This is a genomic window from Micromonospora sp. WMMD712, assembly GCF_029581295.1.
Classification (GTDB): Bacteria; Actinomycetota; Actinomycetes; order Mycobacteriales; family Micromonosporaceae; genus Micromonospora; species Micromonospora carbonacea.
Genome location: NZ_CP120743.1, coordinates 5,838,435 through 5,863,967 on the forward strand (window position 1 = coordinate 5,838,435; position 25,533 = coordinate 5,863,967).

23 protein-coding genes are annotated in these 25,533 nt (G+C 73.2%); 15 read left to right on the forward strand and 8 right to left on the reverse strand.

From position 1 onward, the window contains the following. Positions 1–69: 69 nt before the first annotated feature. Positions 70–1,158, reverse strand: coding sequence for a coenzyme F420-0:L-glutamate ligase (locus tag O7633_RS25545; protein ID WP_282324189.1), 1,089 nt, complete (start codon positions 1,156–1,158; stop codon positions 70–72). Beyond that, a complete protein-coding gene (gene cofD / locus O7633_RS25550; protein ID WP_282324190.1) occupies positions 1,155–2,108 on the reverse strand; it encodes a 2-phospho-L-lactate transferase in 954 nt (317 codons plus the stop codon). Before cofD ends, O7633_RS25545 begins: the two co-directional genes overlap by 4 nt. Before the next feature lie 99 nt (positions 2,109–2,207). Here cofD and O7633_RS25555 point away from each other — a divergent pair, with 99 nt between their 5' ends. The 6 genes from O7633_RS25555 (at position 2,208) to O7633_RS25580 (ending at position 9,291) form a co-directional block, all read left to right on the forward strand. Further along, positions 2,208–3,245 carry a hypothetical protein gene (locus O7633_RS25555; protein WP_282324191.1) on the forward strand — a complete coding sequence of 346 codons (1,038 nt, stop codon included), beginning with the start codon at positions 2,208–2,210 and terminating at the stop codon, positions 3,243–3,245. Between the two features lie 429 nt (positions 3,246–3,674). After that, positions 3,675–6,269: a bifunctional FO biosynthesis protein CofGH gene (locus O7633_RS25560; protein ID WP_282324192.1), complete on the forward strand. Its 2,595-nt coding sequence runs from the start codon at positions 3,675–3,677 to the stop codon at positions 6,267–6,269. A 155-nt stretch (positions 6,270–6,424) separates the two neighbouring features. After that, positions 6,425–6,700: a hypothetical protein gene (locus O7633_RS25565; protein ID WP_043961986.1), complete on the forward strand. Its 276-nt coding sequence runs from the start codon at positions 6,425–6,427 to the stop codon at positions 6,698–6,700. 95 nt (positions 6,701–6,795) lie between these two features. After that, a complete protein-coding gene (locus O7633_RS25570; protein ID WP_178063459.1) occupies positions 6,796–8,190 on the forward strand; it encodes a DUF4331 domain-containing protein in 1,395 nt (464 codons plus the stop codon). An 18-nt stretch (positions 8,191–8,208) separates the two neighbouring features. Next, positions 8,209–8,559: a phospholipase gene (locus O7633_RS25575; protein WP_282324193.1), complete on the forward strand. Its 351-nt coding sequence runs from the start codon at positions 8,209–8,211 to the stop codon at positions 8,557–8,559. A gap of 474 nt (positions 8,560–9,033) precedes the next feature. Beyond that, positions 9,034–9,291, forward strand: a complete 258-nt coding sequence (locus O7633_RS25580; protein WP_007074725.1) for a WhiB family transcriptional regulator — start codon at positions 9,034–9,036, stop codon at positions 9,289–9,291. Between the two features lie 130 nt (positions 9,292–9,421). On the opposite strand, the gene O7633_RS25585 is transcribed toward O7633_RS25580, so the two are convergent. Continuing rightward, entirely contained in the window at positions 9,422–9,871 is a 450-nt protein-coding gene (locus tag O7633_RS25585) for a metallopeptidase family protein (protein WP_007455785.1), read from the reverse strand. A gap of 174 nt (positions 9,872–10,045) precedes the next feature. On the opposite strand from O7633_RS25585, the gene O7633_RS25590 reads away from it, so the two are divergent. Beyond that, entirely contained in the window at positions 10,046–10,426 is a 381-nt protein-coding gene (locus tag O7633_RS25590) for a DUF3499 domain-containing protein (RefSeq protein WP_043961989.1), read from the forward strand. A gap of 45 nt (positions 10,427–10,471) precedes the next feature. On the opposite strand, the gene O7633_RS25595 is transcribed toward O7633_RS25590, so the two are convergent. From O7633_RS25595 to istA, 4 genes are all read right to left on the reverse strand, one after another. Beyond that, positions 10,472–11,848, reverse strand: coding sequence for an FAD-binding oxidoreductase (locus tag O7633_RS25595; protein ID WP_282324196.1), 1,377 nt, complete (start codon positions 11,846–11,848; stop codon positions 10,472–10,474). 27 nt (positions 11,849–11,875) lie between these two features. Continuing rightward, entirely contained in the window at positions 11,876–13,222 is a 1,347-nt protein-coding gene (locus O7633_RS25600) for an aspartate aminotransferase family protein (RefSeq protein WP_282324197.1), read from the reverse strand. 723 nt (positions 13,223–13,945) lie between these two features. Then, positions 13,946–14,737 carry an IS21-like element helper ATPase IstB gene (istB, locus tag O7633_RS25605; RefSeq protein ID WP_282324198.1) on the reverse strand — a complete coding sequence of 264 codons (792 nt, stop codon included), beginning with the start codon at positions 14,735–14,737 and terminating at the stop codon, positions 13,946–13,948. Next, the gene (gene istA, locus O7633_RS25610; protein WP_282324199.1) at positions 14,734–16,242 is read right to left on the reverse strand and encodes an IS21 family transposase; all 1,509 of its coding nucleotides are present in this window, start codon (positions 16,240–16,242) and stop codon (positions 14,734–14,736) included. Before istA ends, istB begins: the two co-directional genes overlap by 4 nt. Before the next feature lie 566 nt (positions 16,243–16,808). On the opposite strand from istA, the gene O7633_RS25615 reads away from it, so the two are divergent. Together O7633_RS25615 and O7633_RS25620 are read left to right on the forward strand one after the other, a co-directional pair. Then, positions 16,809–17,579: a DUF5753 domain-containing protein gene (locus O7633_RS25615; protein ID WP_282324200.1), complete on the forward strand. Its 771-nt coding sequence runs from the start codon at positions 16,809–16,811 to the stop codon at positions 17,577–17,579. A 23-nt stretch (positions 17,580–17,602) separates the two neighbouring features. Then, positions 17,603–17,797: a DUF397 domain-containing protein gene (locus O7633_RS25620; RefSeq protein ID WP_282328647.1), complete on the forward strand. Its 195-nt coding sequence runs from the start codon at positions 17,603–17,605 to the stop codon at positions 17,795–17,797. 30 nt (positions 17,798–17,827) lie between these two features. On the opposite strand, the gene O7633_RS25625 is transcribed toward O7633_RS25620, so the two are convergent. Continuing rightward, on the reverse strand, positions 17,828–18,343 hold the full coding sequence (locus O7633_RS25625; protein ID WP_074476604.1) for an Lrp/AsnC family transcriptional regulator: 516 nt from the start codon (positions 18,341–18,343) through the stop codon (positions 17,828–17,830). Positions 18,344–18,552: 209 nt separating this feature from the next. Here O7633_RS25625 and O7633_RS25630 point away from each other — a divergent pair, with 209 nt between their 5' ends. Genes O7633_RS25630 through O7633_RS25655 form a run of 6 tightly spaced genes read left to right on the forward strand, consistent with a single transcriptional unit; the run spans position 18,553 to position 25,282 of the window. Further along, the gene (locus O7633_RS25630) at positions 18,553–19,737 is read left to right on the forward strand and encodes a spermidine/putrescine ABC transporter substrate-binding protein (protein ID WP_282324201.1); all 1,185 of its coding nucleotides are present in this window, start codon (positions 18,553–18,555) and stop codon (positions 19,735–19,737) included. A gap of 5 nt (positions 19,738–19,742) precedes the next feature. Continuing rightward, positions 19,743–20,909 (forward strand): ABC transporter ATP-binding protein, encoded by a 1,167-nt coding sequence (locus O7633_RS25635; RefSeq protein ID WP_282324202.1) that lies wholly within the window; start codon positions 19,743–19,745, stop codon positions 20,907–20,909. Next, positions 20,906–21,820, forward strand: coding sequence for an ABC transporter permease (locus O7633_RS25640; RefSeq protein ID WP_074476602.1), 915 nt, complete (start codon positions 20,906–20,908; stop codon positions 21,818–21,820). The genes O7633_RS25635 and O7633_RS25640 overlap by 4 nt, the downstream gene beginning before the upstream one ends. Then, a complete protein-coding gene (locus tag O7633_RS25645) occupies positions 21,817–22,659 on the forward strand; it encodes an ABC transporter permease (protein WP_282324203.1) in 843 nt (280 codons plus the stop codon). Before O7633_RS25640 ends, O7633_RS25645 begins: the two co-directional genes overlap by 4 nt. Further along, positions 22,656–24,077 (forward strand): FAD-dependent oxidoreductase, encoded by a 1,422-nt coding sequence (locus tag O7633_RS25650; RefSeq protein WP_282324204.1) that lies wholly within the window; start codon positions 22,656–22,658, stop codon positions 24,075–24,077. The genes O7633_RS25645 and O7633_RS25650 overlap by 4 nt, the downstream gene beginning before the upstream one ends. Next, positions 24,077–25,282 carry a saccharopine dehydrogenase C-terminal domain-containing protein gene (locus O7633_RS25655; RefSeq protein WP_282324205.1) on the forward strand — a complete coding sequence of 402 codons (1,206 nt, stop codon included), beginning with the start codon at positions 24,077–24,079 and terminating at the stop codon, positions 25,280–25,282. The genes O7633_RS25650 and O7633_RS25655 overlap by 1 nt, the downstream gene beginning before the upstream one ends. The last annotated feature ends 251 nt before the right edge of the window (positions 25,283–25,533 follow it).

The following is a 25,533-nucleotide window of genomic DNA, read 5'->3' on the forward strand; positions in this document are numbered from 1 at the left end:
GCGGGCGACCCACGGCGTCAGCAGGCGGGCCGTAGCCCCGGCCGGGGCCGGCGGGCCGTTCCGCTCGGCTCAGAGCGCCAGGCAGGCGGCGGCCGTGCTGCCCGGCGGGGGCGGCAGCAGGGCCGACGGGACGCCCTCGGCGGCCAGGGCGGTGCGCAGGCGTTGCAGATCCGCGCCGAGGCGCACCAGGCCGGCCGGGTCGACCGGCGTCGGCGGCTGCCCGAGCACCAGGACGGTGGCCCGCTGCGGCCAGCCGGGCACGGTGGCGACCAGCGCCGCGCGTACCTCGGCGTCGGTGACGGGGGTGAAGGCCGTGCCGGGGGCGACCACGCCGGCCACCGCGGCGATGGCCCGCGCCACCGCCGCCGGGTCGGCGGGGGCCTCGCCGGGGCCGTCGGACAGGGTCGCGGCGGCAGCCAGCCCGGCCGCGCGCGCCTCCGCCGTGCCGAGCGAGAACAGGTCCAGCTCCGCGTCGCGGACCAGCGCCCGCGCGCCGACGCCGTCGTCGGGCGCGGTCGCGGTGAGGTAGCCGCGCACCACGGCCACGGGGACCTGGTCGCACTTGCCCTTGATCAGCTCGCCGGCGCCGGCCAGCTCGTCCACGACCGCCATCTGGGTGAGCTGGAGCTCGTTGCCGTACGGGTCGACCTCGCCCCGGTGGTCGCGGATCGCCGGCATCCCGGCCACCCCGAGCGCCACGTCGGTGAGGCCGTTGCGCCAGGGGCGGCCCATCGTGTCGGTGACGATCACCGCGACGTCCAGGTCGTAGCGCTCGCGCAGCGCCGCCCGCAGGGCCCGCGCCGAGGCGTCCGGGTCCTGCGGGAGCAGCACCAGCCGGGTCTTGTCGACGTTCGAGGCGTCGATGCCGGCCGACGCCATCACGAAGCCGTGGTGGGTCTGCACGATCCGGGTCGCCCCCCGGGTGGCCACCACCCGGGCGGTCTCGGCGGCCAGCGCCTCGTCCCGGGCGGCCAGCCGCTCCGGCCCGTCGGCCGGCACGTCCACCAGCCGCCCCTCCGCCTTGGAGACGATCTTGCTGGTCACCACGAGCACGTCGCCGTCGCGCAGCCACGGCGCGGCGGTGGCGATCAGCGCCGCCAGGTCGTCACCCTCGGTGACGTCGCCGATGCCCAGCACCGGCAGGATCTCCAGCCTCACGCCAGCTCCACCGCCGCCCGCACCATCGCCGCCGTCGCCGCCTCGTCGGTCATCAGCAGCGGGACCGCCCGCACCGGCACGCCCGGCACCACCGTGTCGGCGTCCTCGGGGGCCACCAGCCAGCCGTCCAGCAGCCCGCCGGAGGACCGGCCGCCGTAGAGGCCGCCCACCCCGGCGGCGCTGCACTCGACGCCGAGCACGGCCAGGCAGCGGTCGGCCATCCCGCGCACCGCCGCCCCGCCGACGATCGGGGACACCCCGACCACCGGGGCCCGGCCGGCGGCGAGCGCCTCGCGCAGCCCCGGCACGGCCAGCACCGGGGCGACGCTCACCACCGGGTTGCTCGGCGCGACCAGCACCACGTCGGCGGCGGCGACCGCGTCGAGCACGCCGGGCGCGGGCTTCGCCGCCTCCGCGCCGACGAAGACGAACCGGTGGGTGGGGATGCCGGCGCGGTACCGGATCCACCACTCCTGGAAGTGGATCGCCCGCTGTCCGCCGCCGTCGGGGTCGCTCACCACCACGTGCGTCTCCAGCCGGTCGTCGGTCGCCGGCAGCAGGCGTACGCCGGGCTGCCAGCGCGCCGCCAGCGCCTCGGTGACCGCAGACAGCGGGTACCCGCCGGTGAGCATCGTGGTGCGCACCAGGTGGGTGGCGACGTCCCGGTCGCCGAGCCCGAACCAGGTCGGCTCCGCGCCGTACGCGGCCAGCTCCGACTTCACCGTCCAGGTCTCGTCGGCCCGGCCCCAGCCCCGCTCGGCGTCGGCCCCGCCGCCCAGGGTGTACATGACGCTGTCCAGGTCGGGGCAGACCTTGAGCCCGTGCAGGTAGAGGTCGTCGCCGACGTTGACCACGGCGGTCACCTCGGCGCCCACCTCGCGGGCGTACGCCCGGACGCCGAGCAGGAATCGGGCCCCCCCGATGCCGCCGGCCAGTACGACGATGCGCATGCCGCCCATCCTCCCGCACGCCCCGTGCCGGGGTCGCCGGTGCCCGGGGAGACTAGGCTCACTTCGGCAACTGTCCGTTACCGCCCCGAGGGGGAGTTCGTGACCAGCCCCGCCGAGCCCGCGTCCGGTGACGCGACGCCCGCGTCCCACCCCGCCACCCCGGCCCGTCGCCTCACCGACCCGTTACGCGAGCTGATCGCGCTGGCGCTGCTCGGCGCGAACGCCGTGCTGCTGTTCGTCGGCCTGATCCGGCTGCTCGCCCCGACCGAGGGCAGCACCTTCTACACCCGGGCGGACAGCGGCTTTATGGCGTTCGCCGGCCCGGAGGCGGCCGTGCTGCCGGTGCTGGCCGTGCTGCTCGCCACGCACGTCGCCCCGGTGGCGCAGCGGGCGAAGCTGATCGTCCAGGTGGCGCTGGGCGAGTACGCCTTCGCCGCCCTGCTCGCCGCGCTCACCCTGCTGATCTGGACGGTGGACCGGCTGGCCAAGGCGGAGGTGCTCGACGCCTTCCTCGGCCTGCTGACCCGGGCCGCCTGGCTGGCGATCTTCGCGTCCGGCGCGTTCGTGGTCTTCCGGGTCTGGCGCGCCCTCTACTTCACCCCGAAGCCGAAGCCGGCCCCCGGCATGTACGGCCAGCCGCAACCGGGCTGGCCGCAGCAGCAGCCCGGTCAGCCGGGTCCGCAGGGGTGGGGCCCGGCGCAGCAGGGCGGTTGGCCGCCCGCCGGGCAGCAGGCCGGCTACCCGGTCGCCGGCCAGCAGCCCGGCCACGCCCCCGCCGGCCAGCCCGGCCAGTACGGGCAGCCGGCCTCGCCGTTCGCCCCGGCGTCCGCGCCCCCGGCCGCCGCCCCGCCGTTCTCCGCCCCGCCGGCGTCCGCGCCCCCGGCCTCCGCGCCGCCGTACCCGGCCCCGCCGCAGTCCGGCCCTCCGTTCACGCCGCCCCCGGCGGGCGCGCAGCCGGCCTCGCCGTTCCCCCCGCCGCAGCCCATGGCGGCGTCCGCGCCGCCGTTCGGGCAGCCGCCGTCGGCCGACCCGACCCAGGCGATCCCGCGTCAGCCCGGCGAGCCGGGCGCTTCGGGCGGCGAGCGCAACCCTGACGCCGAGGCCGACCGCACCCAGCGCTTCCCGCGCGAGGACTGAGCCGCCGTTCGTCGGGTGGGTTCCCTGGCGGGGCACGGCCGCCGGGAGCCCACCCGACGCGTTTCCGACACAGCGGTCACCGTCGCGTGGCCGAGCGTCACTGCCCGAGGTCGGCGCGTGCCACCCCGCCCGCCCCCTTTGCTCTGCACCCGGATACGCAACGCGCTACGGACCGTGACGGGATCGCCGAACCCGCTCCATCCGCGACCTTGGATCCGCCCAGCCTGCCCCCGGTGTTGCGCCCGTGGGTGCAGAGCAAAGGGAGCGAGGGATGTCTGTCGGGGTCGGCAGGGCGTGACGGACAGTCAGCCCGGAGAGCCGCCGTGGGCCACCGCCCGCCCGTCACCGGCCGTGTCCGGGGAGGCCGTCGCGTCGAAGGTGGCCTGGCCAGCGGATCAGGGCCGGGGGCAGGGCGCATAGGCTGGGCGGATGGTTGATCGCACCGAGCCCCGCCCCACCGCGGCCAGCATCGAGCGCGCCCTGCGCCGGGCCGCCTCCGGGCTCGCGCTGGACGTCGACGAGGCCGCCGCGCTGCTCGCCGCCCGGGGCGGCACCCTCGACGAGCTGCTCCGCGTCGCCGGTGACATCCGCGACGCCGGCCTGCGCGACGTCGGCCGTCCCGGCGTCGTCACGTACTCGAAGAAGGTCTTCGTCCCGCTGACCCGGCTCTGCCGGGACCGCTGCCACTACTGCACCTTCGCCACCGTTCCGCACCGGCTGCCGGCCGCCTTCCTCGACCGGGACGAGGTGCTGGCCATCGCCCGGCAGGGCGCGGCGCAGGGCTGCAAGGAGGCGCTGTTCACCCTCGGCGACCGGCCCGAGGAGCGCTGGCCGGCCGCCCGGGAGTGGCTGGACGCGCGCGGCTACGACTCGACCCTCGACTACCTGCGCGCCTGCGCGGTGGCGGTGCTGGAGGAGACCGGGCTGCTGCCCCACCTCAACCCCGGGGTGCTCTCCTGGTCGGAGCTCCAGCGGCTCAAGCCCGTCGCCCCGAGCATGGGCATGATGCTGGAGACCACCGCGACGCGGCTGTGGTCGGAGCCGGGCGGCCCGCACTTCGGCTCGCCCGACAAGGAGCCGGCGGTGCGGCTGCGGGTGCTCGACGACGCCGGCCGGGTCGGGGTGCCGTTCACCACGGGCATCCTGATCGGCATCGGCGAGACCCCGGCCGAGCGGGTCGACGCGCTCTTCGCGATCCGCCGCGCCCAGCGCGCGTACGGCCACCTCCAGGAGGTGATCGTGCAGAACTTCCGCGCCAAGCCGGACACGGCGATGCGCGGCATGCCCGACGCCGAGCTGCACGACCTCGCCGCCACGGTGGCGGTGGCACGGGTGCTGCTCGGCCCCGGCGCCCGGATCCAGGCCCCGCCGAACCTGATCGCCGGCGAATACGACCTGCTGCTGCGCGCCGGCATCGACGACTGGGGCGGCGTCTCGCCGGTGACCCCCGATCACGTCAACCCGGAGCGCCCCTGGCCGCAGCTCGACGAGCTGGCCCGGCGCACTGCGGAGGCCGGCTTCACGCTGCGCGAGCGGCTGACGATCTACCCCGAGTACGTCCGGGCCGGCGACCCGTGGCTGGACCCGCGCCTGCTGCCGCACGTGTCCGCGCTGGCCGACCCGGCGACCGGGCTCGCCGTCGAGACGGCCCGCCCGCAGGGTCGCCCCTGGCAGGAGCCGGAGGAGGTGTTCGGCGGCGGGCGGACCGACCTGCACGCCACCATCGACACCACCGGCCGCACCGGCGACCGGCGCGGCGACTTCGACGACGTCTACGGCGACTGGTCGGAGGTGGCCGCGCAGGCCGACGCGAGCCGCGCGGGAGCGGCCCGGACCGAGGTCGGGCGGCCGGGCCAGGCCGGCGGCGGGACACCGACCACGGCCGGGAGCGCGGCGGCGACCGCCGGCGCCGGGGACGCCGAGCTGCGGGCCGGGCTGCGGCTGGCCGCCGACGACCCGGCGGCGCTGCTGACGCCGGCCCACGAGGCGAAGGCGCTCGCCCTGTTCGCCGCCGACGGGCCGGCGCTGGACGCGCTGTGCCGCATCGCCGACGACGTGCGCCGCGACACCGTCGGCGACGACGTCACCTACGTCGTCAACCGCAACATCAACTTCAGCAACGTCTGCTACGTCGGCTGCCGGTTCTGCGCGTTCGCCCAGCGGGAGCGCGACGCCGACGCCTACCGGCTCTCCGTCGACCAGGTGGCCGACCGGGCCGAGGAGGCGTGGGCCGCCGGCGCGACGGAGGTCTGCCTCCAGGGCGGCATCGACCCGAAGCTGCCGGTCACCGGCTACGCGGACCTGATCCGGGCGATCAAGGCCCGGGTGCCGGGGATGCACGTGCATGCGTTCTCCCCGATGGAGATCGTCACGGCGGCGGCGAAGGCCGGCGTGCCGGTGCGGGAGTGGCTGACCGGGCTGCGCGAGGCCGGCCTCGACACCATCCCGGGCACCGCCGCCGAGATCCTCGACGACGAGGTGCGCTGGGTGCTCACCAAGGGCAAGCTGCCGGCCGCCGCCTGGGTCGAGGTGGTCTCGACGGCCCACGAGCTCGGCATCCGGTCCAGCTCCACCATGATGTACGGCCACGTCGACCACCCCGGGCAGTGGCTGGCCCACTTCCGGGTGCTGGCCGGGGTGCAGGACCGCACCGGCGGGTTCACCGAGTTCGTGGCGCTGCCGTTCGTGCACACCAACGCCCCGATCTACCTCGCCGGCATCGCCCGGCCCGGCCCCACGTGGCGGGAGAACCGGGCGGTGCACGCGATGGCCCGGCTGCTGCTGCACGGCCGGATCGACAACATCCAGTGCTCCTGGGTGAAGCTCGGCGACGCCGGGACGGCGGCGATGCTCAACGGCGGCTGCAACGACCTGGGCGGCACGCTGATGGAGGAGACGATCTCGCGGATGGCCGGCTCGGGCAACGGCTCGGCGCGCACCGAGGAGCAGCTGCGGGCCATCGCGGCGCGGGCCGGACGGCCGGCGCGTAAGCGGACGACCGCGTACGGTCACCTCCGGCCCTAGCATCGAACCTTTCCGGCGTGCGGGCCGTACCACTGCCTGCCGGCGGCGGCTGAGGCCAGAGCCGCGGCCGGCGGCCCCCTGCGGGCCCGGCGGTCGGCCGGCCCCGCCTTTCGTCACCGCGGGCGCGGACGCGCCGCGCGCCGGAAAGGTTGCCCATGTCCAGTGATCAGCGGAAGCGGCGTTGGCCGCGACTGACCCGCCGGCAGACGTTGACCGCCGCGGCGAGTGCCACCCTCGGGGCCGCCGCGCTCACCGTGCCCGGGTTGTCCGCGGCGCAGAACTCCCCGTCGTCCGGCGGGAAGAAGGACGAGCCCATCGTCGTGCACCTGCGGGGCGGCGACGCGATGGACGTCTTCGTCGGCACGTCCCGGATCGAGGTACGCGACCGCGGCCTGGCGGACCGGCTGCGGCGCGCCGCCGGCAAGCGCTGACGCCACCCCGGTCCCGTTTCCCCGGCGCAAGCTCCCTGCGCCGGCCCCCTCCACTCTTCCCCTGATCGCTTGCTGCCCAGTGAGGTTGGTCCGCCATGTCTTCCCACCGCGAGGCCCCGGAGATCGCGAAGGATCCGGTCGCCGACAGCTCCGACCTGTACGCGTTCGTCAGCCCCGACCGTCCCGACTCGGTCACGCTGATCGCCAACTACGTGCCGTTGCAGCTCCCCTCCGGCGGCCCGAACTTCTTCGAGTTCGGCGACGACGTGCGGTACGAGATCCATATCGACAACGACGGCGACGGCAAGCCGGACGTCACCTACCGGTTCGAATTCACCACCGAGATCACGAACCCGAACAGCTTTCTCTACAACACCGGGCCGATCGAGTCGCTGGACAGCAAGAACTGGAACCGCAAGCAGTTCTACTCGCTGACCCGCATCGCCGACGGCAAGGAGCACCGGCTGGCCAACAAGCTGGCCTGCCCGCCGTGCAACGTCGGCCCGCTGTCCACCCCGAACTACGCGGCCCTGGCCCGGCAGGCCACGTTCAGCCTGTCGACGGGGGAGAAGGTCTTCGCCGGGCAGCGCGCCGACGGGTTCTTCGTCGACCTGGGGGCGATCTTCGACCTGGGCACCCTGCGGCCGTTCCAGCAGTTGCACGTGGCCGGCAAGAAGCTGTTCAAGGCCGAGGGGGAGCCGGTCAACGCCACCGACCGGATGAACGTGCACACCCTCGCCGTGCAGGTGCCGCTGAGCCGGGTGCGCCGCCGGGCCAACCGGTACGGCACGCACGACCGCGCCTCGGTCATCGGCGTGTGGACGTCGGCGTCGCGGCAGCAGGCGCGGATCCTCGGCAACGGCTCGGCGAAGGACACCGCGACCGGCCCGTTCGTGCAGGTGTCACGGCTCGGCAACCCGTTGTTCAACGAGGTCATCGTGCCGATGTCCAAGAAGGACGAGTGGAACACGCTGCCGCCCACGGAGGACAAGCGGTTCGCGAAGTTCGTCGAGCAGCCGGAGCTGGCCGCCCTGCTCCCGGTGCTCTACCCGGGCGTGTTCCCCAAGCTGGACGCGCTGAACAAGACGAAGAAGGCCCGCGCGGACCTGCTGGCGATCCTGCTCACCGGCATCCCGGCCGGGCTGATCCAGGGCTTCTCCAACAACACCGGCGACGTGCAGGCCGACATGCTGCGGCTGAACACGGCCATCCGGCCCAGCGCCAAGCCGGACCGGTTCGGGGTGCTCGGCGGCGACCTGGCGGGCTTCCCGAACGGGCGGCGGGTCGCCGACGACGTGGTCAGCATCGCGCTGCGGGCCATCGCCGGGGTCACCGTGCCGCTGGTCGACAAGGGGTTCACCCCGGACGCGGCGGCCGGCGCGGTCACGCCGGGGCTGAGCGCCGCCGACGTGACGGCCCCGTTCCTGCGCAACTTCCCCTTCCTCGGCACGCCGTACGACGGGTTCAACAACCCGCCGGCGTCGTCCTGACCCGGACGGAGCGGACCGATGCACGCCCACCATCATCACCACGCGTACGGGCCGACGGAGACCGGCACCGTCGTCCTCGATCTGGGTGGCGACACGGGTGCCCTGATCATCTACACCGGCCGGCAGCTGCACGGCCGGGAGATCGAGATCAGTCGGGTCGACGACGCGGACGCGCCGCGCACCCACGTCGCGGTGCGTGAGCGCATCGTGCAGGACGGCACCTTCCACAGTGCCGTCTACCCCGATCTTGCCGCGGGGCTCTATACCGTCTGGTGGGATGAGGACACACCCGCCGGGACGGTCACCGTGACCGGGGGGACGGTCGCGGAGTTCACCTGGCCCACCAGCGTACCTTCGGTGGCGATCTGACCCACCGCTCAGCTCCGGCCGCTGCGCCCCGTCCATCATGTGGACGGGGCGCTGTCGGCGTTGCGGGCGCGATGGCCAGTCTCGGCCAAGTCGCGTTAACCTGTGCCCCACCAAGATCAGCATCGCGTCGTAGCCCCGCCCCCGAGGCCGCGCCGACGGCTTCGCCGGAGCCGCCCGGCGGGCCGCCGCGGCAAGAAAACTCGGGCAACTCGCCGGGGAGGGCGTTACTCGTCCGGGGTCTGAATCGATAGGGCAGGTTGCGAGGCCGGACGGCCGCAAGGGCCGTCCACGGCGTGTCGGGAGGGCGACTCCATTATCAAGTTCGGCTTGACGGCGCACGCATTACACGCGTGTAATTTGAATGGGGTTGTTCGCACGGAACGCAACAAATGGGGACCGGACGGACACGCACGCCTTTCGCGTGGGGGGTTGCAGCGGCGACGACGCCGGTGCGCGACAAGGAGGCATCTTTAGATGGACGGCCAGCTTGAGGTGGCCGACCTGCTCGGGAACGCGCCGGAGTGGCAGGAGCAGGCACTCTGCTCCCAGACCGACCCGGAGGCGTTCTTCCCCGAGAAGGGCGGCTCGACCCGCGAGGCGAAGCGGATCTGCTCGCGGTGCGAGGTCAAGACCGAATGCCTGGAATACGCTCTCGGCCACGACGAGCGGTTCGGGATCTGGGGTGGGCTCTCGGAACGGGAGCGGCGCAAGCTCAAGCGGCGGGCCGCCTGAGCGTCGCCGGGCCGGGGCGGTGGGGGCCGCCCGGCCCGGGCGTCCGGAGCGCGTGTCGGGGGGCGCGCGCCGGGGCGCAGCCGCGCTGCCGGCCGGGGCGGGGCGGGTGCGCCCGGAAAGCCGGGCCGGGCTAGGCCAGCTCGTCCGGGTCGACGCCCAGCAGGTTCGCGACCTGCTCGATGATCACGTCGTGCACCAGGTCGGCCAGGTCCTCGCGGTCCATGGCCCGGAACTCCAGCGGCCGGCGGTAGAGCACGATCCGGGGCGGGACCTCCTGCCGGCCGGGACGCCCCGGCAACAGCCGGGCCAGCGGCACCTCGCCGTCCTCCAGCACGTCGGAGTCGTAGACGTTCAGGTCGGGCGGCACGTCCTCCACCGCGAACTCCACGCCGGCCAGCTCCTTGGCGAACCGCCGCTCCAGGGTCTCGACCGTGTCGAGCACCAGGTCGTCGAAGACCTCGGCCTTGGTCCGGGCCAACGGCACGGTCGCCGGCACCAGCCGCCCACGCAGGCCGCGCCCGTGCCGGTCCCGGTGGGCGCGCCGGCCGGGGCCGGGGCGGCGGTGTTCCGGACTGGTCATGACGCACAGGGTAGCCCGCCGAGTCGCCCCGCCCACGGCTGTGCGGCTGTCGCGGCGCGCCGACCCGCCCGTCACCGCCCGACGCGTCGGATGTTGCGAATTGTGATCTCGATGACGGGCGTGTCGCAACGCGAACCGGTGCGCCGGACCCGGTAATGGAGATACCCTCCCGCCGTGAGGTCACCACGGCGCTGCTCAAGAAACGGCTGCCCCCGGCAAGCGGTCGCCACATTGACCTATGTCTACAACGAGTCGACGGCCGTGGTCGGGCCCCTCGCGGCCTTCGCCGAGCCGCACACGTACGACCTCTGCGAGCCCCACGCGCGCAGCCTGACGGCCCCCCGGGGCTGGAACGTGGTCCGCCACGAGGGCGAGTTCGAGCCCCCGCCGCCCAGCGCCGACGACCTGGTCGCCCTCGCCGAGGCCGTCCGCGAGGCCGCCCGGCCCGCGCCGCCCCGCCCGCCGAGCGACGACCAGGGCGGCGCGCCGCAACACCACCACAACCCGCAGACGGGCCGCCGCGGCCACCTGCGGGTGATCCCGCCGAACCACTGACCGCCGGTCGCACCGCGCACGCCGTCAGCGTGGGGCCCGGCCTGCTCAGTGGCCCAGGAAGCGCTGGAACACGGCGGCCCGCCGGGCCGGCCGGCCCGTGCGCAGCTCCGCCCGGTCGGCCGAGAGCATCACCCGCAGGCCCGCGTTCACGGCCAGCCAGCGCAGCGGCTCCGGCTCCCAGCGCGGCGAGCGGTGCCCCACCCACGGCAGGTCGGTCAGGTCGCTGCCCGCGCCGAGGATCAGATCGGCGAGGGTACGCCCGGCGAGGTTCGTCGTCGCCACCCCGTCGCCGACGTACCCGCCGGCCCAGGCCAGCCCGCTCGCCCGGTCCAGCCCCACCGACGCCGACCAGTCGCGGGCCACGCCCAGCGGGCCGCCCCAGGTGTGCGTCACCGGCACCTGCGGCCCGAGCGCCGGAAACAGCTCGCCCAGCGTCCGGCGCAGCGCGGCGAAGACCCGGGGCTCCCGGTCGAACTCGGGCCGCACCCGGGACCCGAAGTGGTAGGGCGCGCCCCGCCCGCCGAACGCCAGCCGCCCGTCGGCCGTGCGCTGCCCGTAGATGATCACGTGGCGGTGGTCGGAGAACGTCTCCCGCCCGGCGAGCCCGATCCGCGCCCACGTCTCCTCGGACAGTGGCGGGGTCGCCACCATCAGCGAGTAGACCGGCGCGACGGTCCGCCGCTGCCCGGGCAGCCCCGGCGTGTACCCCTCGGTCGCCCGCACCACCACCGGCGCGCGGACCGTCCCGGCCGGGGTCACGGCCGCCCCGGCCCGGATCGCGGTCACCGGCGTCCGCTCGTGGACGGTCACCCCCCGACGCTCGACCGCCCGGGCCAGCCCGCGCGCCAGCCGGGCCGGGTGCACCACGGCGCAGTGCGGGGTGTACGTCCCGCCGCGTACCCCGTCGGCGGCGCAGCGGGCGGCGGCCTCGGCCGCGTCGAGCAGCACCAGGTCGTCGGCGGTCAGGCCGTGCGCGTGGGCCTGCGCCACCTCCGCGCGGGCCCGGCCGAGCTGGGCCGCGCTGCGGGCCAGCGTCACCGTCCCGCCGAGGTGCCAGTCGCAGTCGATGCCCTCGGCGGCGGCCACCCGGCCCACCTCGCGGACGGTGGCCTGCATGGCCCGCTGCATCCGCAGCGCCGCGTCGCGGCCGTGCCGACGGGCCAGCGCCGGCAGCGAGGTCGGGAACAGCGCCGAACACCAGCCACCGTTGCGCCCCGACGCGCCGTACCCGGCGATCTCGGCCTCCAGCACCGTGATCCGCAGCGCCGGGTCGGCGAGCGCGAGGTAGTACGCCGTCCACAGCCCGGTGTACCCGGCCCCGACGATCACGACGTCCGCGTCGGCGTCCCCGCCCAGCGGCGGACGGGGCGTCAACGGTTCGTCCACGGTGGACAGCCAGTACGACAGCTCCTGGTAGCGCATGAGCCGGACCTGTTCGCGGCGGCTGCGCTACAGCCGGGTCCACGCCTCGGTGAGCACCGCGCGCAGGATCTGCTCCATCTCGTCGAACTGCTGCTGCTCGGCGATCAGCGGCGGGGCGAGCTGAACGACGGGGTCGCCCCGGTCGTCGGCCCGGCAGTAGAGCCCGGCGGAGAACAGCGCGGTGGAGAGGAACCCGCGCAGCAGCCGCTCCGACTCCGCCTCGTTGAACGTCGCCCGGGTCGCCTTGTCCTTCACCAGCTCGATGCCGTAGAAGTAGCCGTCGCCCCGGATGTCGCCGACGATCGGCAGGTCGTGCAGCTTCTCCAGGGTGGCGCGGAAGGCGTCCTCGTTGGCCCGGACGTGCCCGATCAGGTCCTCCCGGGCGAACACCTCCAGGTTGGCCAGGGCCACCGCGCAGGAGACCGGGTGGCCGCCGAAGGTCACCCCGTGGGCGAACATGCCGGTCTCGGTGAGGAACGGCTCCATCAGCCGGTCGCTGGCGATCATCGCGCCGAGCGGGGCGTACCCCGAGGTGATGCCCTTCGCGGTGGTGATGATGTCCGGCCGGTAGCCGTAGCGGACCGCGCCGAAGTATTCGCCGAGCCGCCCCCACGAGCAGATCACCTCGTCGGAGACGAGCAGCACGTCGTACGCGTCGCAGATCTCGCGGACCCGCTCGAAGTAGCCGGGCGGCGGCGGGAAGCAGCCGCCGGAGTTCTGCACCGGCTCCAGGAAGACCGCCGCGACCGTGTCCGGCCCCTCCCGCTCGATGGCCCGCCGGATCTCCTCGGCCGCCCACCGGCCGAACGCCTCGGGCGAGTCGCCGTGCTCCGGGGCCCGGTAGAAGTTCGTGTTCGGCACCTTCACCGCGCCCGGCACCAGCGGCTCGAAGTCGGTCTTGATGCCCGGGAGCCCCGTGATCGACAGCGCGCCCATCGACGTGCCGTGGTACGCGAGGTATCGGCTCACGACCTTGTGCTTGTTGGGCTTGCCGGTCCGCTTGAAGTAGGCCCGGGCCAGCTTCCACGCCGACTCGACGGCCTCGGAGCCGCCGGTGGTGAAGAAGACCCGGTTCAGGTCGGCGGGGGTCAGCGAGGCGATCTTCTCGGCCAGCTCCACGGCCTTCGGGTGCGCGTACGACCACAGCGGGAAGTAGGCCAGCTCGCCGGCCTGCTTCGCGGCGGCCTCGGCCAGCTCGGTGCGCCCGTGGCCGGCGTTGACGACGAAGAGGCCGGCCAGCCCGTCCAGGTAACGGCGGCCCTGCGAGTCCCACACGTACGCGCCCTCGCCGCGCACGATCGTCGGCACCTCGCCTGCGGAGTAGCTGGCCATCCGCGTGAAGTGCATCCAGAGGTGGTCGGTGGCGTTGGCCATGTCAGCCCCATCGGGTCTCGGGCCGGTCAGGGGTGACACCGGCCGCTCTGCCCACGGTTATCCCACAGCCGCACGCCGAAAGGCAAGTGGTATCGGTGGCACTTGGCTCCCTGGGCGACGGATTCGGCGTGCTGTGACGCTGTCGGCAACGGAATCCGCATCGTGATTGATCTCTCGCGTCTCCCGGCTCCCTGCGGCTCCCGCGGGCGGTGCCGTTGCGCGGAATGGCCGGGTGCGGGCACGCGGCTGGCCCTAGGGAGCTGAGTCACCAACGACATCGCCCGCCCCAGACCACCCCTCCCGCAGGGTCCCCGCATCCCCGCCACTCCGGCTACTCCCGCCACGTCCCCACGCCATCAACCCTCGACCGCCACCCCCGCCACCCCCGCCACCCCCGCCACCCCCGCCACCTCTGCCACATCCCCGCCCTCGGCCGCCTCTAACGCCTGTCAACGTCGCCCCGGTTGCCCTCACGCCACTCCCACGCCGCCTCGGCTGCCCCACGACTCCCACGCCGCCCCGGTCGCCCCCACGTCATCTCTCAAGCACCTCGCCCGCCGCGACCCGGCCGCCCCGAACGCAGATCCTGGAGCGGGATGGCCCCTCCAGGTGTCAATGGCCAGTCAGTTCGCCCCGTAGGCGGCCAGTAGTTGTCCCCGCTGGCGGCCATGGTTTCTCCCCGCTGGCGGCCAGTTAAGTTCCCCGCTGCGGGTGGTGCTGTGTTCAGTGCAGGGCTTTGACGCCTTGTCCGGCGGTGGCTTGGTTGAATCGGTAGCTGTCACCCTGGGTCACGACGACGTGGGCGTGGTGCAGGAGCCGGTCGACGGTGGCGGTGGCCAGGGTCTTGGGCATGATCTCGTCGAAGCCGGAAGGGTGCAGGTTGGAGCTGACGGCGAGGCTGCGGCGTTCGTAGGCGGCGTCGACGAGGCGGTAGAAGCCTTCGGCGGCGTCGGGTGAGACCGGTAGCAGCCCGATGTCGTCGATGATGATCAGATCGGTGCGGATCAGCCGGGTCATGGCCCGGGTGACTGAGTCGTCGGGCCGGTGCCGGCGGACCATGACGCCGAGGTCTTCGATGGTGAACCAGGCGACGGTCATGCCGGCCTCGACGGCGGCCTGGCCGAGGGCCTCGCAGAAGTGGCTCTTGCCGGTGCCCGACGGCCCGCAGATCGACAGGTTCTCCTTGCGTTGGACCCATTCCAGGCTGCGTAGCGCGTCCTGGGTCGGCCGCGGGATCGACGAGGCCGTCTCGTCCCAGTCGCCGAAGGTCTTGCCGGACGGGAACGCGGCGCGTTTGCGGCGGGTCCGTAGGTTGGCCTGGTCGCGGCCGGCGGCTTCCTCGGCGAGTAGGACCCGGACCACTTCGGCGGGGTCCCAGCGTTGGGCTTTCGCGGTCGGGACGAGGTCGGCCATGGCCCGGCGCAGGTGCGGCAGTTTCAGCCGTTTGGTGAGCTCGATCGCTTCGGCGAGGGGGTCACCGGCCGGGCCGGTGACCCGCAGCGGGGTGATGGTCACTGCTGTTGTTCTCCGATCGTGGTGCCGAACGTGGACCAGGCAGAAGTGCCTGGTTGCAGGCTGTGGGTCTCGCTGGCCCGGGTCGCGGTGGCGTCGTCGCCGCGCTGGTGGGCCAGCAGCCGGAGCAGGTCGTTGTCGGCGAACCGGCCGGCCATGGCGGCGGTGCCCAGGGCCCGGTCGACGTCGGCCGGGTCGTGCAGCTTGGCCAGGGCGACGGCCTCGGTCATCTTGCGGCGGACCCCGCGGACACCGGTGGCGGCGGCTTCGACCAGCCAGGCGGCGGCGCCGGAGCCGAGGGCCAGGAACGCGGCCTCGTCGGCGGTGCGGGCCCGGGGCACCCGCTGGTCGGTGTCGGCCTGGCGGGCTCTCAGCGGATAGTGGTCATCGTGGATCGACGGCTGTCCGGGCTGGGCCCGCTGATGGCGGGCGACCTCGGCCGGGCCGGTGTCGCCGACGGCGGTGACGATCAGCTCGTCGCCGTGGAACCGGGCCCAGACCCGGGTGTCGACCAGGTGGTGCGGGACCGAGTAGCGCACGCCCTCGACCGAGATCGTGCAGTCCCAGTTCACCCGGCGGGTGGTGCCGAACGCGACCGTGAACGCCTGGGCTGGCAGCGGATGCAGCCGCTGTTGTTCTTCGCGCAGCGCTTCGGCCGGCCGGCGGCGGGTGTCGCGGTGGATCCGGTCGTTGACCCCGGTGGTGAAGTCACGGCAGGCCGCCTCCAGTTCGGAGAACTTGCGGTACTGGTCCAGCAGGTTCGCACTGGTCGGGACCAGGTCGGCCTTGGCGATCTTCACGGTGTTCTCGGCGCCGCCCTTGGACTGCGGGTCCGCCGGCACGCAGGTGCGGATCGTCATCCCGTAATGCCGGGCGACCTGCACGATCTCCGGATTGCGCACCGCGATGTCCGCGACGTGCTCGACCGTGATCGTCTTCTCGTTGTCGGTGAGAACATAGGCCAGCACCCCACCCAGACGGCGCAATGTGGCGTCCAGGCATGCCACGATCGTCGGCAACGTCTTGTCCAGCACCGGGATCACGACCCGGAACCTCGACCAGGGCAGCCACGCGCACCACAACGACGTGCGCCGACCGCCGATCCGCGGCCCCTCACCCCAGTCGAACTGCATCCACAGCCCCGGCTCGGGAATCCACGGCCGGAACACCCGCCGCTGCCCGGCCTGCCAGGACTTCTTCACCCCAGCCACGGCCCGGCGGGTAGTGCGTTCCCCGCCGGCGAAACCCATCGCGGTGATCCGCCGGTGCACCACATCGGCGCGGATCCGGCCACCCGAACGGGCCACCAACTCCTCGATCTTGTCCATGAAGTCGTCGATCGGCCGGGACCGGTGAACACGTTCCTCGGGGCTGCGGCCCTCCGCCCGCAACTTCACATACCGGGCCACGGTGTGGTGATCACACCCCGCCAGCTCGGCCGCCGCACGGTAACTACCCGTGAGGTCGTAGGCCTCCAAGATTTCCACGATCTCCCTGCCGCTCTTCACGCCGCCGACCCTCGCCGACCAGCATCCGGTGTCAATCAGCGGGGAGATATCTGGCCATCCACGGGGAGAACCCCGGCCATCAGCGGGACGGTAAATGGCCGCCTACGGGGATCATTCACTGGCCGCGGACATCCAGGGGCCGAGATCTTCCAAGATCAGGGGCCGAGATCTTCCAAGATCCGCCTGTCCCTGTCCCTGTCTCCCGCGCTCACGCCCCACCCCGCCCTGTCCCGTCCACGCCCGCGCTCACGCCCCACCCATGCCCCCGCCCGCGCGGCGGGCACGTTCCCGGACTGGGGGAGCTGGGGTGAGTCATCTACGACATCAGCTCCCTAGTGGCGTGAGGGACTTCGCTCCGTCGGACGGGTGCCCCTGAGGCCGGGCGGCCAGGCCGGCAGGCGGGTGGGTGGCCAGGCGGGCGGGGCATCCGGCGGGCGTTCGGCACCCATCTCGAATGCGCGCGAGACGTGCGGAACAGGTCCCGCCGCCACCTGCCGTTTCGGGCCCACCGCCAGCACCCTGCGTCGCTATGGTGCCCACTACACGTGACCGCGACAGGAGGTTCGATGGGCAACGAGACGCTGCGGGTGGCGATGGCCGCCGTGGGGGAGACCGCCGAGTCGCTGGCGGGCAAGGTCCGGGTCGATCCGAAGACGGCCGGCCGGTGGGTGTCGCAGGGGCGCATCCCGCACGCGCGCACCCGGTTGGCGGTGGCCAAGGTGCTCGGCCGGGAGGCCGCCGAGCTGTGGCCGGAGCCGTTCCGCCGCCGGGACCTGCCCTGGTTCCGCAAGTGGGCCGAGCTGGAGCAGGTCGCCATCTCGATCCGTTCCTACCAGCCGCTGCTGGTGCCGGGGCTGCTCCAGACCGAGGCGTACGCGCGGGCGGTCCTCAGCACCGGCGGGCTGTTGCCGCCGGCCGAGGTGGAGCGGATCGTCGCCGGCCGGCTCGACCGGCAGGCGATCCTCGACGCCGAGGCCCCGCCGCGACTCGTCGCGGTGATCGACGAGGTGGTGCTGCGTCGGGTGGTCGGTGACCGGGCGGTGATGGCCGGGCAGGCCGCCCACCTCGCGGCGCTGGCCGGGCGGGAGCACGTGCAGGTGCGGGTGATCCCGGCCGAGAGCCCGTGGCACACCGGGCTGGCCGGGCCGTTCGTCCTCGCCGGTTTGCCCGACGGGACGGAATTGGCTTATATCGACAACCAGCTACGCGGTCAGGTCGTCAGCGACCCGGTCGACGTTGCTAGCCTGGGGCGCAGGTGGGAGAGCGTCACCGGCGAGGCGCTGCCCCGCCGCCAGTCGATCGAGCTGATCAGGGAGGTGGCGACGACGTGGAGCTGACCGACGTGCCGACGGACGCACCCATGGGCGCGCTGGCCGGTGCCCGGTGGCGCACCGCGACCCGCAGCAGCAACAACGGCGGCGACTGCGTCGAGGTGGCCGACAACCTGCCCGGCCGGGTGCTGGTGCGCGACAGCAAGGACCGCGACGGCGGCACCCTCAGCTTCGCGCCGGCCGCCTGGCGGGCCTTCGTCGGCCTCGCCCGCCGCGCTGGCTGACGGCCACCGGGGGCAGCCGGGAGGGCAGGCTCAGGCGGTGCCCCAGCTGTAGGTCTGCTTGCGCAGCTTGAGATAGACGAACGCCTCGGTGGCGAGCACCCCGTCGACGGCGCGCAGTCGTTGCAGGATCTCCAGCAGGTGCGCGTCGTTGCGGCACACCACCTCGGCGAGCAGGTCGAACGACCCGGCGGTGATGACCACGTAGTCGACCTCCTCGAACTCGGCGAGCCGGTCGGCCACCGTCTCCAGGTCGCCGTCGGTGCGCAGGCCGATCATGGCCTGCCGGGGGAAGCCGAGCTGGAGCGGGTCCGTGACCGCGACGATCTGCATCACCCCGGCGTCGAGCAGCCGCTGCACCCGCTGGCGCACCGCCGCCTCGGAGAGGCCGACGGCCTTGCCGATCGTCGCGTACGGCCGGCGGCCGTCCTCCTGGAGCTGCTCGATGATCTGCTTGGCGACGTCGTCCAGCAGAGCGTGACTGGCACCTTCACGCACGGCGACGCGTCGACCCCCGCCGCCGCCGCTCTCCTGCTGTCGGATGGCCATCGTCAGCTCCCCATGTCCGGTTCTCCACCGGGATCGTAATGCCCTGGCGCAGTCTGGCGTAATTCGTGGTGCATTGCTATGCCCGCAACGGAATCCCTTGTGAGGCAGGTCGGCTCATGTCAGGATCAGTCGTCCATCGCCTGAAGACCCTCCCGCCGTCGGGCCTCCCCCGTCCCGCCCGCCGACGATGACCCCCTAGGAGTCGTCACATGCGAACTCCCCTCCGGCCGCTCACTCGGCGTGGTCTGCTCACCGGCACCCTCGGCTCGGCCGCGATGCTCGCCACGGCGGGCGCGCTCGCCGGCTGCGGCACCAAGGGCGCCGTGCAGACCGAGGCCGGCTGCGTCAGCGACGACCTCTCCGGCACGGAGAAGAAGCTGGCGTTCTCGAACTGGCCGCAGTACATGGACGTCGACGAGAAGGACGAATCCAAGCGCCCCAGCCTGGACGCGTTCGTCGCGAAGACCGGCATCCAGGTCACCTACACCGAGGACATCAACGACAACAACGAGTTCTTCGGCAAGGTGCAGAACCAGCTCGCGGCCTGTCAGGGCACCGGGCGGGACATCATCGTGCTCACCGACTGGATGGCGGCCCGGATGATCCGGCTCGGCTGGATCCAGAAGCTCGACCCGGCGAAGATGCCCAACGTGGCGGCGAACCTGCTGCCGTCGCTGCTCAACCGTTCCTTCGACCCGGACAACCGCATCGCCATCCCGTGGCAGTCCGGCCTGGCCGGTCTCGCGTACAACGGGTCGGTCACCAAGGAGATCCGCACCGTCGACGAGCTGCTGACCCGACCCGACCTCAAGGGCAAGGTCACCGCGCTGTCGGAGATGCGCGACACGATGGGCCTGCTCATGCAGTCCAACGGGCACGACCCGGCGAACTTCACCACCGCCCAGTTCGACGACGCGCTCAACAAGCTCAAGCGGGCCGTCGACTCCAAGCAGATCCGCAGGTTCACCGGCAACGACTACGCCCCCGACCTCGCCAAGGGCGACATCGCGGCGTGCATCGGCTGGTCCGGCGACGTCATCCAGCTCTCCGGGGAGAATGACAAGATCAAGTTTGTCGCGCCCGACTCCGGCGTGATGCTCTTCAGCGACAACATGATGGTGCCCAACAAGGCCACCCACAAGGCGAACGCCGAAGAGCTGATCAACTACTACTACGAGCCGGCCGTCGCCGCGAAGCTCGCCGCGTACGTCAACTACATCTGCCCCGTGCAGGGCGCGAAGGCCGAGATGGAGAAGATCGACCCGGAGTTGGCCGCCAACCCGCTGATCTTCCCCGACGAGGCGCTGCTGTCGAAGTCCAAGGTGTTCATGGCCCTGGACGAGAAGCAGGAGAAGGAGTTCGAGGGCAAGTTCCAGCAGGTCATCGGGGCGTGACGGGGATGAGCGCGAAGACGACGGGACACGACGTGCCGGCCGGCGACCTGCGGCTGGTCAACCTGACCAAGAGGTTCGGCATCTTCACCGCGGTCGACGACCTCGGCCTGACCATCCCGCAGGGCTCGTTCTTCGCCCTGCTCGGGGCGTCCGGGTGCGGCAAGACCACCACCCTGCGCATGATCGCCGGCCTGGAGCAGCCGACGAGCGGGCAGGTGCTCCTCGGCGACCGGGACATCGCCCGGCTGCGCCCGTACAAGCGGCCGGTCAACACCGTGTTCCAGAGCTACGCGCTCTTCCCGCACCTCGACATCTTCGACAACGTGGCGTTCGGGCTGCGCCGGCGCGGCATCCGCTCGGTCGACGACGAGGTCATGCGGATGCTCGCCCTGGTGCAGCTCGACGACTTCGGCAACCGCCGGCCCGCCCAGCTCTCCGGCGGGCAGCAGCAGCGCGTCGCGCTCGCCCGGGCGCTGATCAACCGGCCGCAGGTGCTGCTGCTCGACGAGCCGCTCGGCGCGCTCGACCTGAAGCTGCGCCGGCAGATGCAGATCGAGCTCAAGCGCATCCAGACCGAGGTCGGCATCACCTTCGTGCACGTCACCCACGACCAGGAGGAGGCCATGACGATGGCCGACACGGTCGCGGTGATGAACGCCGGGAGGATCGAGCAGCTCGGCGCGCCCGCCGACATCTACGAATACCCGGCCACCGCCTTCGTGGCGAACTTCCTCGGCCAGTCCAACCTGCTCGCCGCCGAGGCCGCCGGGCCCGCCGGGTCCGACGTGCCGGTCACCGCCCACGGCGCGCGCTACTCCGTGCCCGCCGCCCGCGCCCGCGTCGCGTCGGGCCCGGTCTACCTGGGGGTACGTCCCGAGAAGCTGCACCTCGTCGACGCCGCCGACCGGGTCCCCGCCGGCCACCAGTACGTGACCGGGGTGGTCACCGACGCCTCGTACGTGGGGGTCAGCACCCAGTATCTGGTGCGCACCGGGTGGGGCAGCGAACTGACCGCGTTCGCGGCCAACAGCGGGCTCGGCGGCCGGGTGCCCGTCGGCGCGTCCGTGGTGGCGCACTGGGACCCCCGGCACGCGTTCCTGCTGCCCCGCCCGCCCGGCGCCGACGACGCCACCGCCGGCCTGCTCGACGAGCCGGTGGGTGCGTCCTCGTGACCGCGCTGGCCCACGTTCCCACGTCGACGGGGCAACCGGCGACACCCCCGCCGCCGCCCCGGGGCGGGCGGCACCGGCTGCTGCCGTACCTGCTGCTCCTGCCCGGCGCGGCCTGGCTGCTGCTGTTCTTCGCCGTGCCGCTGTTCCAGCTCGCCGCCGCGAGCCTCTACGACCCCGCCGGCTCGCTCTCCACCGGGTACGCGCTGACCTGGGCGTTCGGCAACTATCCCGACGCGGTGCAGGCGTACTGGCCGCAGCTCGGCCGGTCGTTCCTCTACGCCGGCATCGCGCTCGTGCTGGGCCTGCTGATGGGCTACCCGCTGGCGTACGCGATCGCCCAGAAGGCCGGCCGGTGGAAGAACCTGCTGCTGGTCTGCGTCGTCGCCCCCATGTTCACCAGCTTCCTGGTGCGCACCCTGGCGTGGAAGACGATCCTGTCCGACAACGGCGCTCTGGTCGGGCTGCTGCGCGACGTGCACCTGCTCGGCCCCGACGGCCGGCTGCTCGCCACCCCCGTCGCGGTGGTGCTCGGGCTGACGTACAACTTCCTGCCGTTTCTGGTGCTGCCGCTGTACGCGAGCCTGGAGCGGCTCGACTACCGGCTGCTGGAGGCGGCCGGCGACCTGTACGCGAGCCCGGTGCAGACGTTCCGCCGGGTGACCCTGCCGCTGTCGATGCCCGGCCTGATCGCCGGCACGCTGCTGTTCTTCATCCCGGCCACCGGCGACTACATCAACGCCGAGCTGCTCGGCACGCCCAACGAGTACATGGTCGGCAACGTCATCGACTCGGCGTTCCTGGTCCGGCTGGACTATCCGCAGGGCGCGGCCCTGTCGTTCCTGCTGATGGCGGCGATCCTCGCGGTGGTCTTCGTCTACCTGCGCCGCGCCGGCACGGAGGAGGTGCTGTGAAACTGTCCCGCTGGCTCGCCGACCACTGGGTGATGGGCGTCGCCCTGCTCGTCCTCGGCTACCTGTCGCTGCCCATCGCCGTGGTCGCCGCCCTGTCGTTCAACCGCCCGTCGAGCCGCCTGTCGTACGACTTCAACGAGTTCACCCTCGACAACTGGCGGCAGCCCTGCGCCACCTCCGACATGTGCGACGCGGTGGTGCGCAGCGTGCAGATCGGCTTCATCGCCACCGTCGTCGCCACCGTGCTCGGCACGCTGATGGCGTTCGCCCTGGTGCGGCACCGGTTCACCGGCCGCTCCGGGATCAACGTGCTGATCTTCCTGCCGATGGCCACCCCCGAGCTGGTCATGGGCACCTCGCTGCTGGCCCTGTTCGTCTCCGCCGGGGTGCCGCAGGGCTTCTGGACCGTCGTCATCGCGCACGTCATGTTCTGCGTGTCGTTCGTGGTGGTCACCGTCAAGGCCCGGCTCGCCGGCATGGACCGCCGGCTGGAGGAGGCCGCCGCCGACCTGTACGCGAGCCCGTGGCAGACGTTCCGCCTGGTCACCCTGCCGCTGGTGCTTCCCGGCATCGTGGCCGCCGCGCTGCTGGCGTTCTCGCTCAGCTTCGACGACTTCATCATCACCAACTTCAACGCCGGCACCACCGTCACGTTCCCCATGTACGTCTGGGGTGCCGCCCAGCGGGGCATCCCGCCGCAGGTCAACGTCATCGGCACGGCCATGTTCGCCGTCGCGCTGCTGCTCGTCGGGCTCAGCTCGCTGCGCGGGCGGCGGGCCCGCCGGCACACCCTCCCGGTCGCACCGGCGACCGGCCGGCGGGCGAAGAGCCCGTCATGATCCTCCCGCATACCGGCCGGGCGCTCGCCGACGCGGCGCCCGTACCGTACTGGCTCGACCGGCCCGAACGCCCCGACCCGCTGCCCCCGCTGACCGGCGCGCACACCGCCGACCTGCTGGTGATCGGCGGCGGGTACGGGGGGCTCTGGGCGGCCCTGCTCGCCAAGCAGGCCGACACCGACACCGACGTGCTGCTCGTCGACGCCGGCACCTGCGGCTGGGCCGCGTCGGGGCGCAACGGCGGGTTCTGCTCCGCCTCGCTCACCCACGGCCTCGCCAACGGCGTCGCCCGGTTCCCCGGGGAGGTCGCCGAGCTGGAACGCCTCGGCCGGGAGAACCTCGCCGCGATCGCCGCCACCGTCGACGCGTACGGCATCGACTGCGACTTCGAGCGCACCGGCGAGCTGGCCGTGGCGGTGCGGCCGTACCAGCTCGCCGGGCTCGCCGAGGACGCGGAGCTCGCCCGCGGCTTCGGCCACGACGTGCGGCTGCTCGGCCGCGACGAGGTGCGCGCCGAGGTGGACTCGCCGACGTACCTCGGCGGGATGTGGGACCGCGACCGGGTCGCCATGCTCGACCCGGCGAAGCTCGCCTGGGGCCTGCGCCGCGCCTGCCTCGACCTGGGCGTCCGGATCCACGAGCACACCCGGGTCACCGGGCTGCGCGGCGACGCCGCCGCCGTGGCCGCCAGCACGGCCGGCGGCGTCGAGCAGGCCCCCGGCGTCGTGCGCGCCCGCCGGGTCGTGCTCACCACCAACGCGTTCCCGCCGCTGCTGCGCCGGCTGCGCGCCTGGGTCGTGCCCGTCTACGACTACGCGCTGATGACCGAGCCGCTGACGCCCGCCCAGCGCGACGCGATCGGCTGGCGCAACCGGCAGGGCCTCGCCGACACCGGCAACCAGTTCCACTACTACCGGATCACCCGCGACGGGCGGATCCTGTTCGGCGGCTACGACGCCGTCTACCACCACGGCAACCGGGTCGCCCCCGAGCTGGAGCAGCGCCCGGCCACCTTCGCCGCCCTCGCCGAGCACTTCTTCACCACCTTCCCGCAGCTCGCCGACGTGCGGTTCAGCCACCGCTGGGGCGGCGTCATCGACACCTGCACCCGGTTCTGCCCGTTCTTCGGCACCGCCTACGGCGGCCGCCTCGCCTACGCCGCCGGCTACACCGGCCTCGGCGTCGGGGCCACCCGGTTCGGCGCGCGGGTCATGCTCGACCTGCTGGCCGGCGCGGACACCCCGCTCACCCGGCTCGCCCTCGTCCGGGGCAGGCCGCTGCCGTTCCCGCCGGAGCCCGTCCGGGCCGCCGGCATCCACCTCACCCGCTGGTCGCTGGCCCGCGCCGACGCGCGCGACGGCCGGCGCAACCCGTGGCTCCGTACGCTCGATCGTCTTGGTTTGGGGTTCGATTCCTGATGCGTATCCTGCTCGTCGGCGCCGGCGGGGTCGGCTCCGCCGCCGCCGCCATCGCCGCCCGCCGAACATTCTTCGACACCATGGTCGTCGCCGACGCCGACGCCGCCCGCGCCGCGCGGGCCGTCGCCGGCCACGGCGACCGGTTCGTCGCCGCGACCGTCGACGCCTCCTCCGCCGACGCCGTCGCCGCGCTGTGCCGCGAACACCGGATCACCCACGTGCTCAACGCCGTCGACCCGCGCTTCGTCATGCCGATCTTCGACGGCGCGTACGCGGCCGGGGCCGACTACCTCGACATGGCCATGTCCCTGTCCCACCCGCACCCGAAGCGCCCCTACGCCGAGACCGGCGTCAAGCTCGGCGACGAGCAGTTCGCCGTCGCCGACCGGTGGGCGTCCGCCGGCCGGCTCGCCCTGTGCGGCATCGGCGTCGAACCGGGCCTGTCCGACGTCTTCGCCCGCTACGCCGCCGACGAACTCTTCGCCGAGATCGACGAGATCGGGGTACGCGACGGCGCGAACCTGACCGTCGAGGGCTACGACTTCGCCCCGTCGTTCTCCATCTGGACCACCATCGAGGAGTGCCTCAACCCGCCGGTGATCTGGGAACGCGACCGGGGCTGGTTCACCACCGAACCGTTCAGCGAGCCCGAGGTGTTCCACTTCCCCGCGGGCATCGGCCCCGTCGAGTGCGTCAACGTCGAGCACGAGGAGGTGCTGCTCATCCCGCGCTGGGTCGACGCCCGGCGGGTCACCTTCAAGTACGGCCTCGGCGAGGAGTTCATCGAGGTCCTGCGTACCCTGCACAAGCTCGGCCTCGACTCCACCGAGCCGGTCACCGTGCGCGGCGTGCCGATGTCCCCGCGCGACGTGGTCGCCGCCGCCCTGCCCGACCCGGCCACTCTCGGCGACCGGATGCGCGGCAAGACCTGCGCCGGCACCTGGGTCACGGGCGTGGGCAGGGACGGCCGGCCCCGCGAGGTCTACCTCTACCACGTCGTCGACAACGAATGGTCCATGGCCGAGTACGGCCACCAGGCCGTCGTCTGGCAGACCGCCGTCAACCCGGTCGTCGCCCTGGAACTCCTCGCCACGGGCGAGTGGGCCGGCACCGGCGTGATCGGCCCCGAGGCGCTGCCCCCGCGCCCGTTCCTAGACCTGCTGACGGCCTACGGCTCCCCCTGGGGCCTGGAGGACCGGCGGTAAAGGAAGGGCACCTTGTTAACGCTTTCGGTATAGGAAGGGCCCCCTTTTAACGGGACCCGCACGGCCGGAAGGCGGGCCGCGCCGACCCCGTGCGGAGGCGCCGCGCCGACCCGTACGAATGTGCCCGCCCGGATGGGGCACGCTGCCGCCTGCCCGGTTTCCACCCCGGACTGTACGTATCGGCCGGTTTGCCGATCGACGTCGTTGAGGATCGGTACGGCGGTTACCGAGCCGCCCCTCCCTGGTGACAA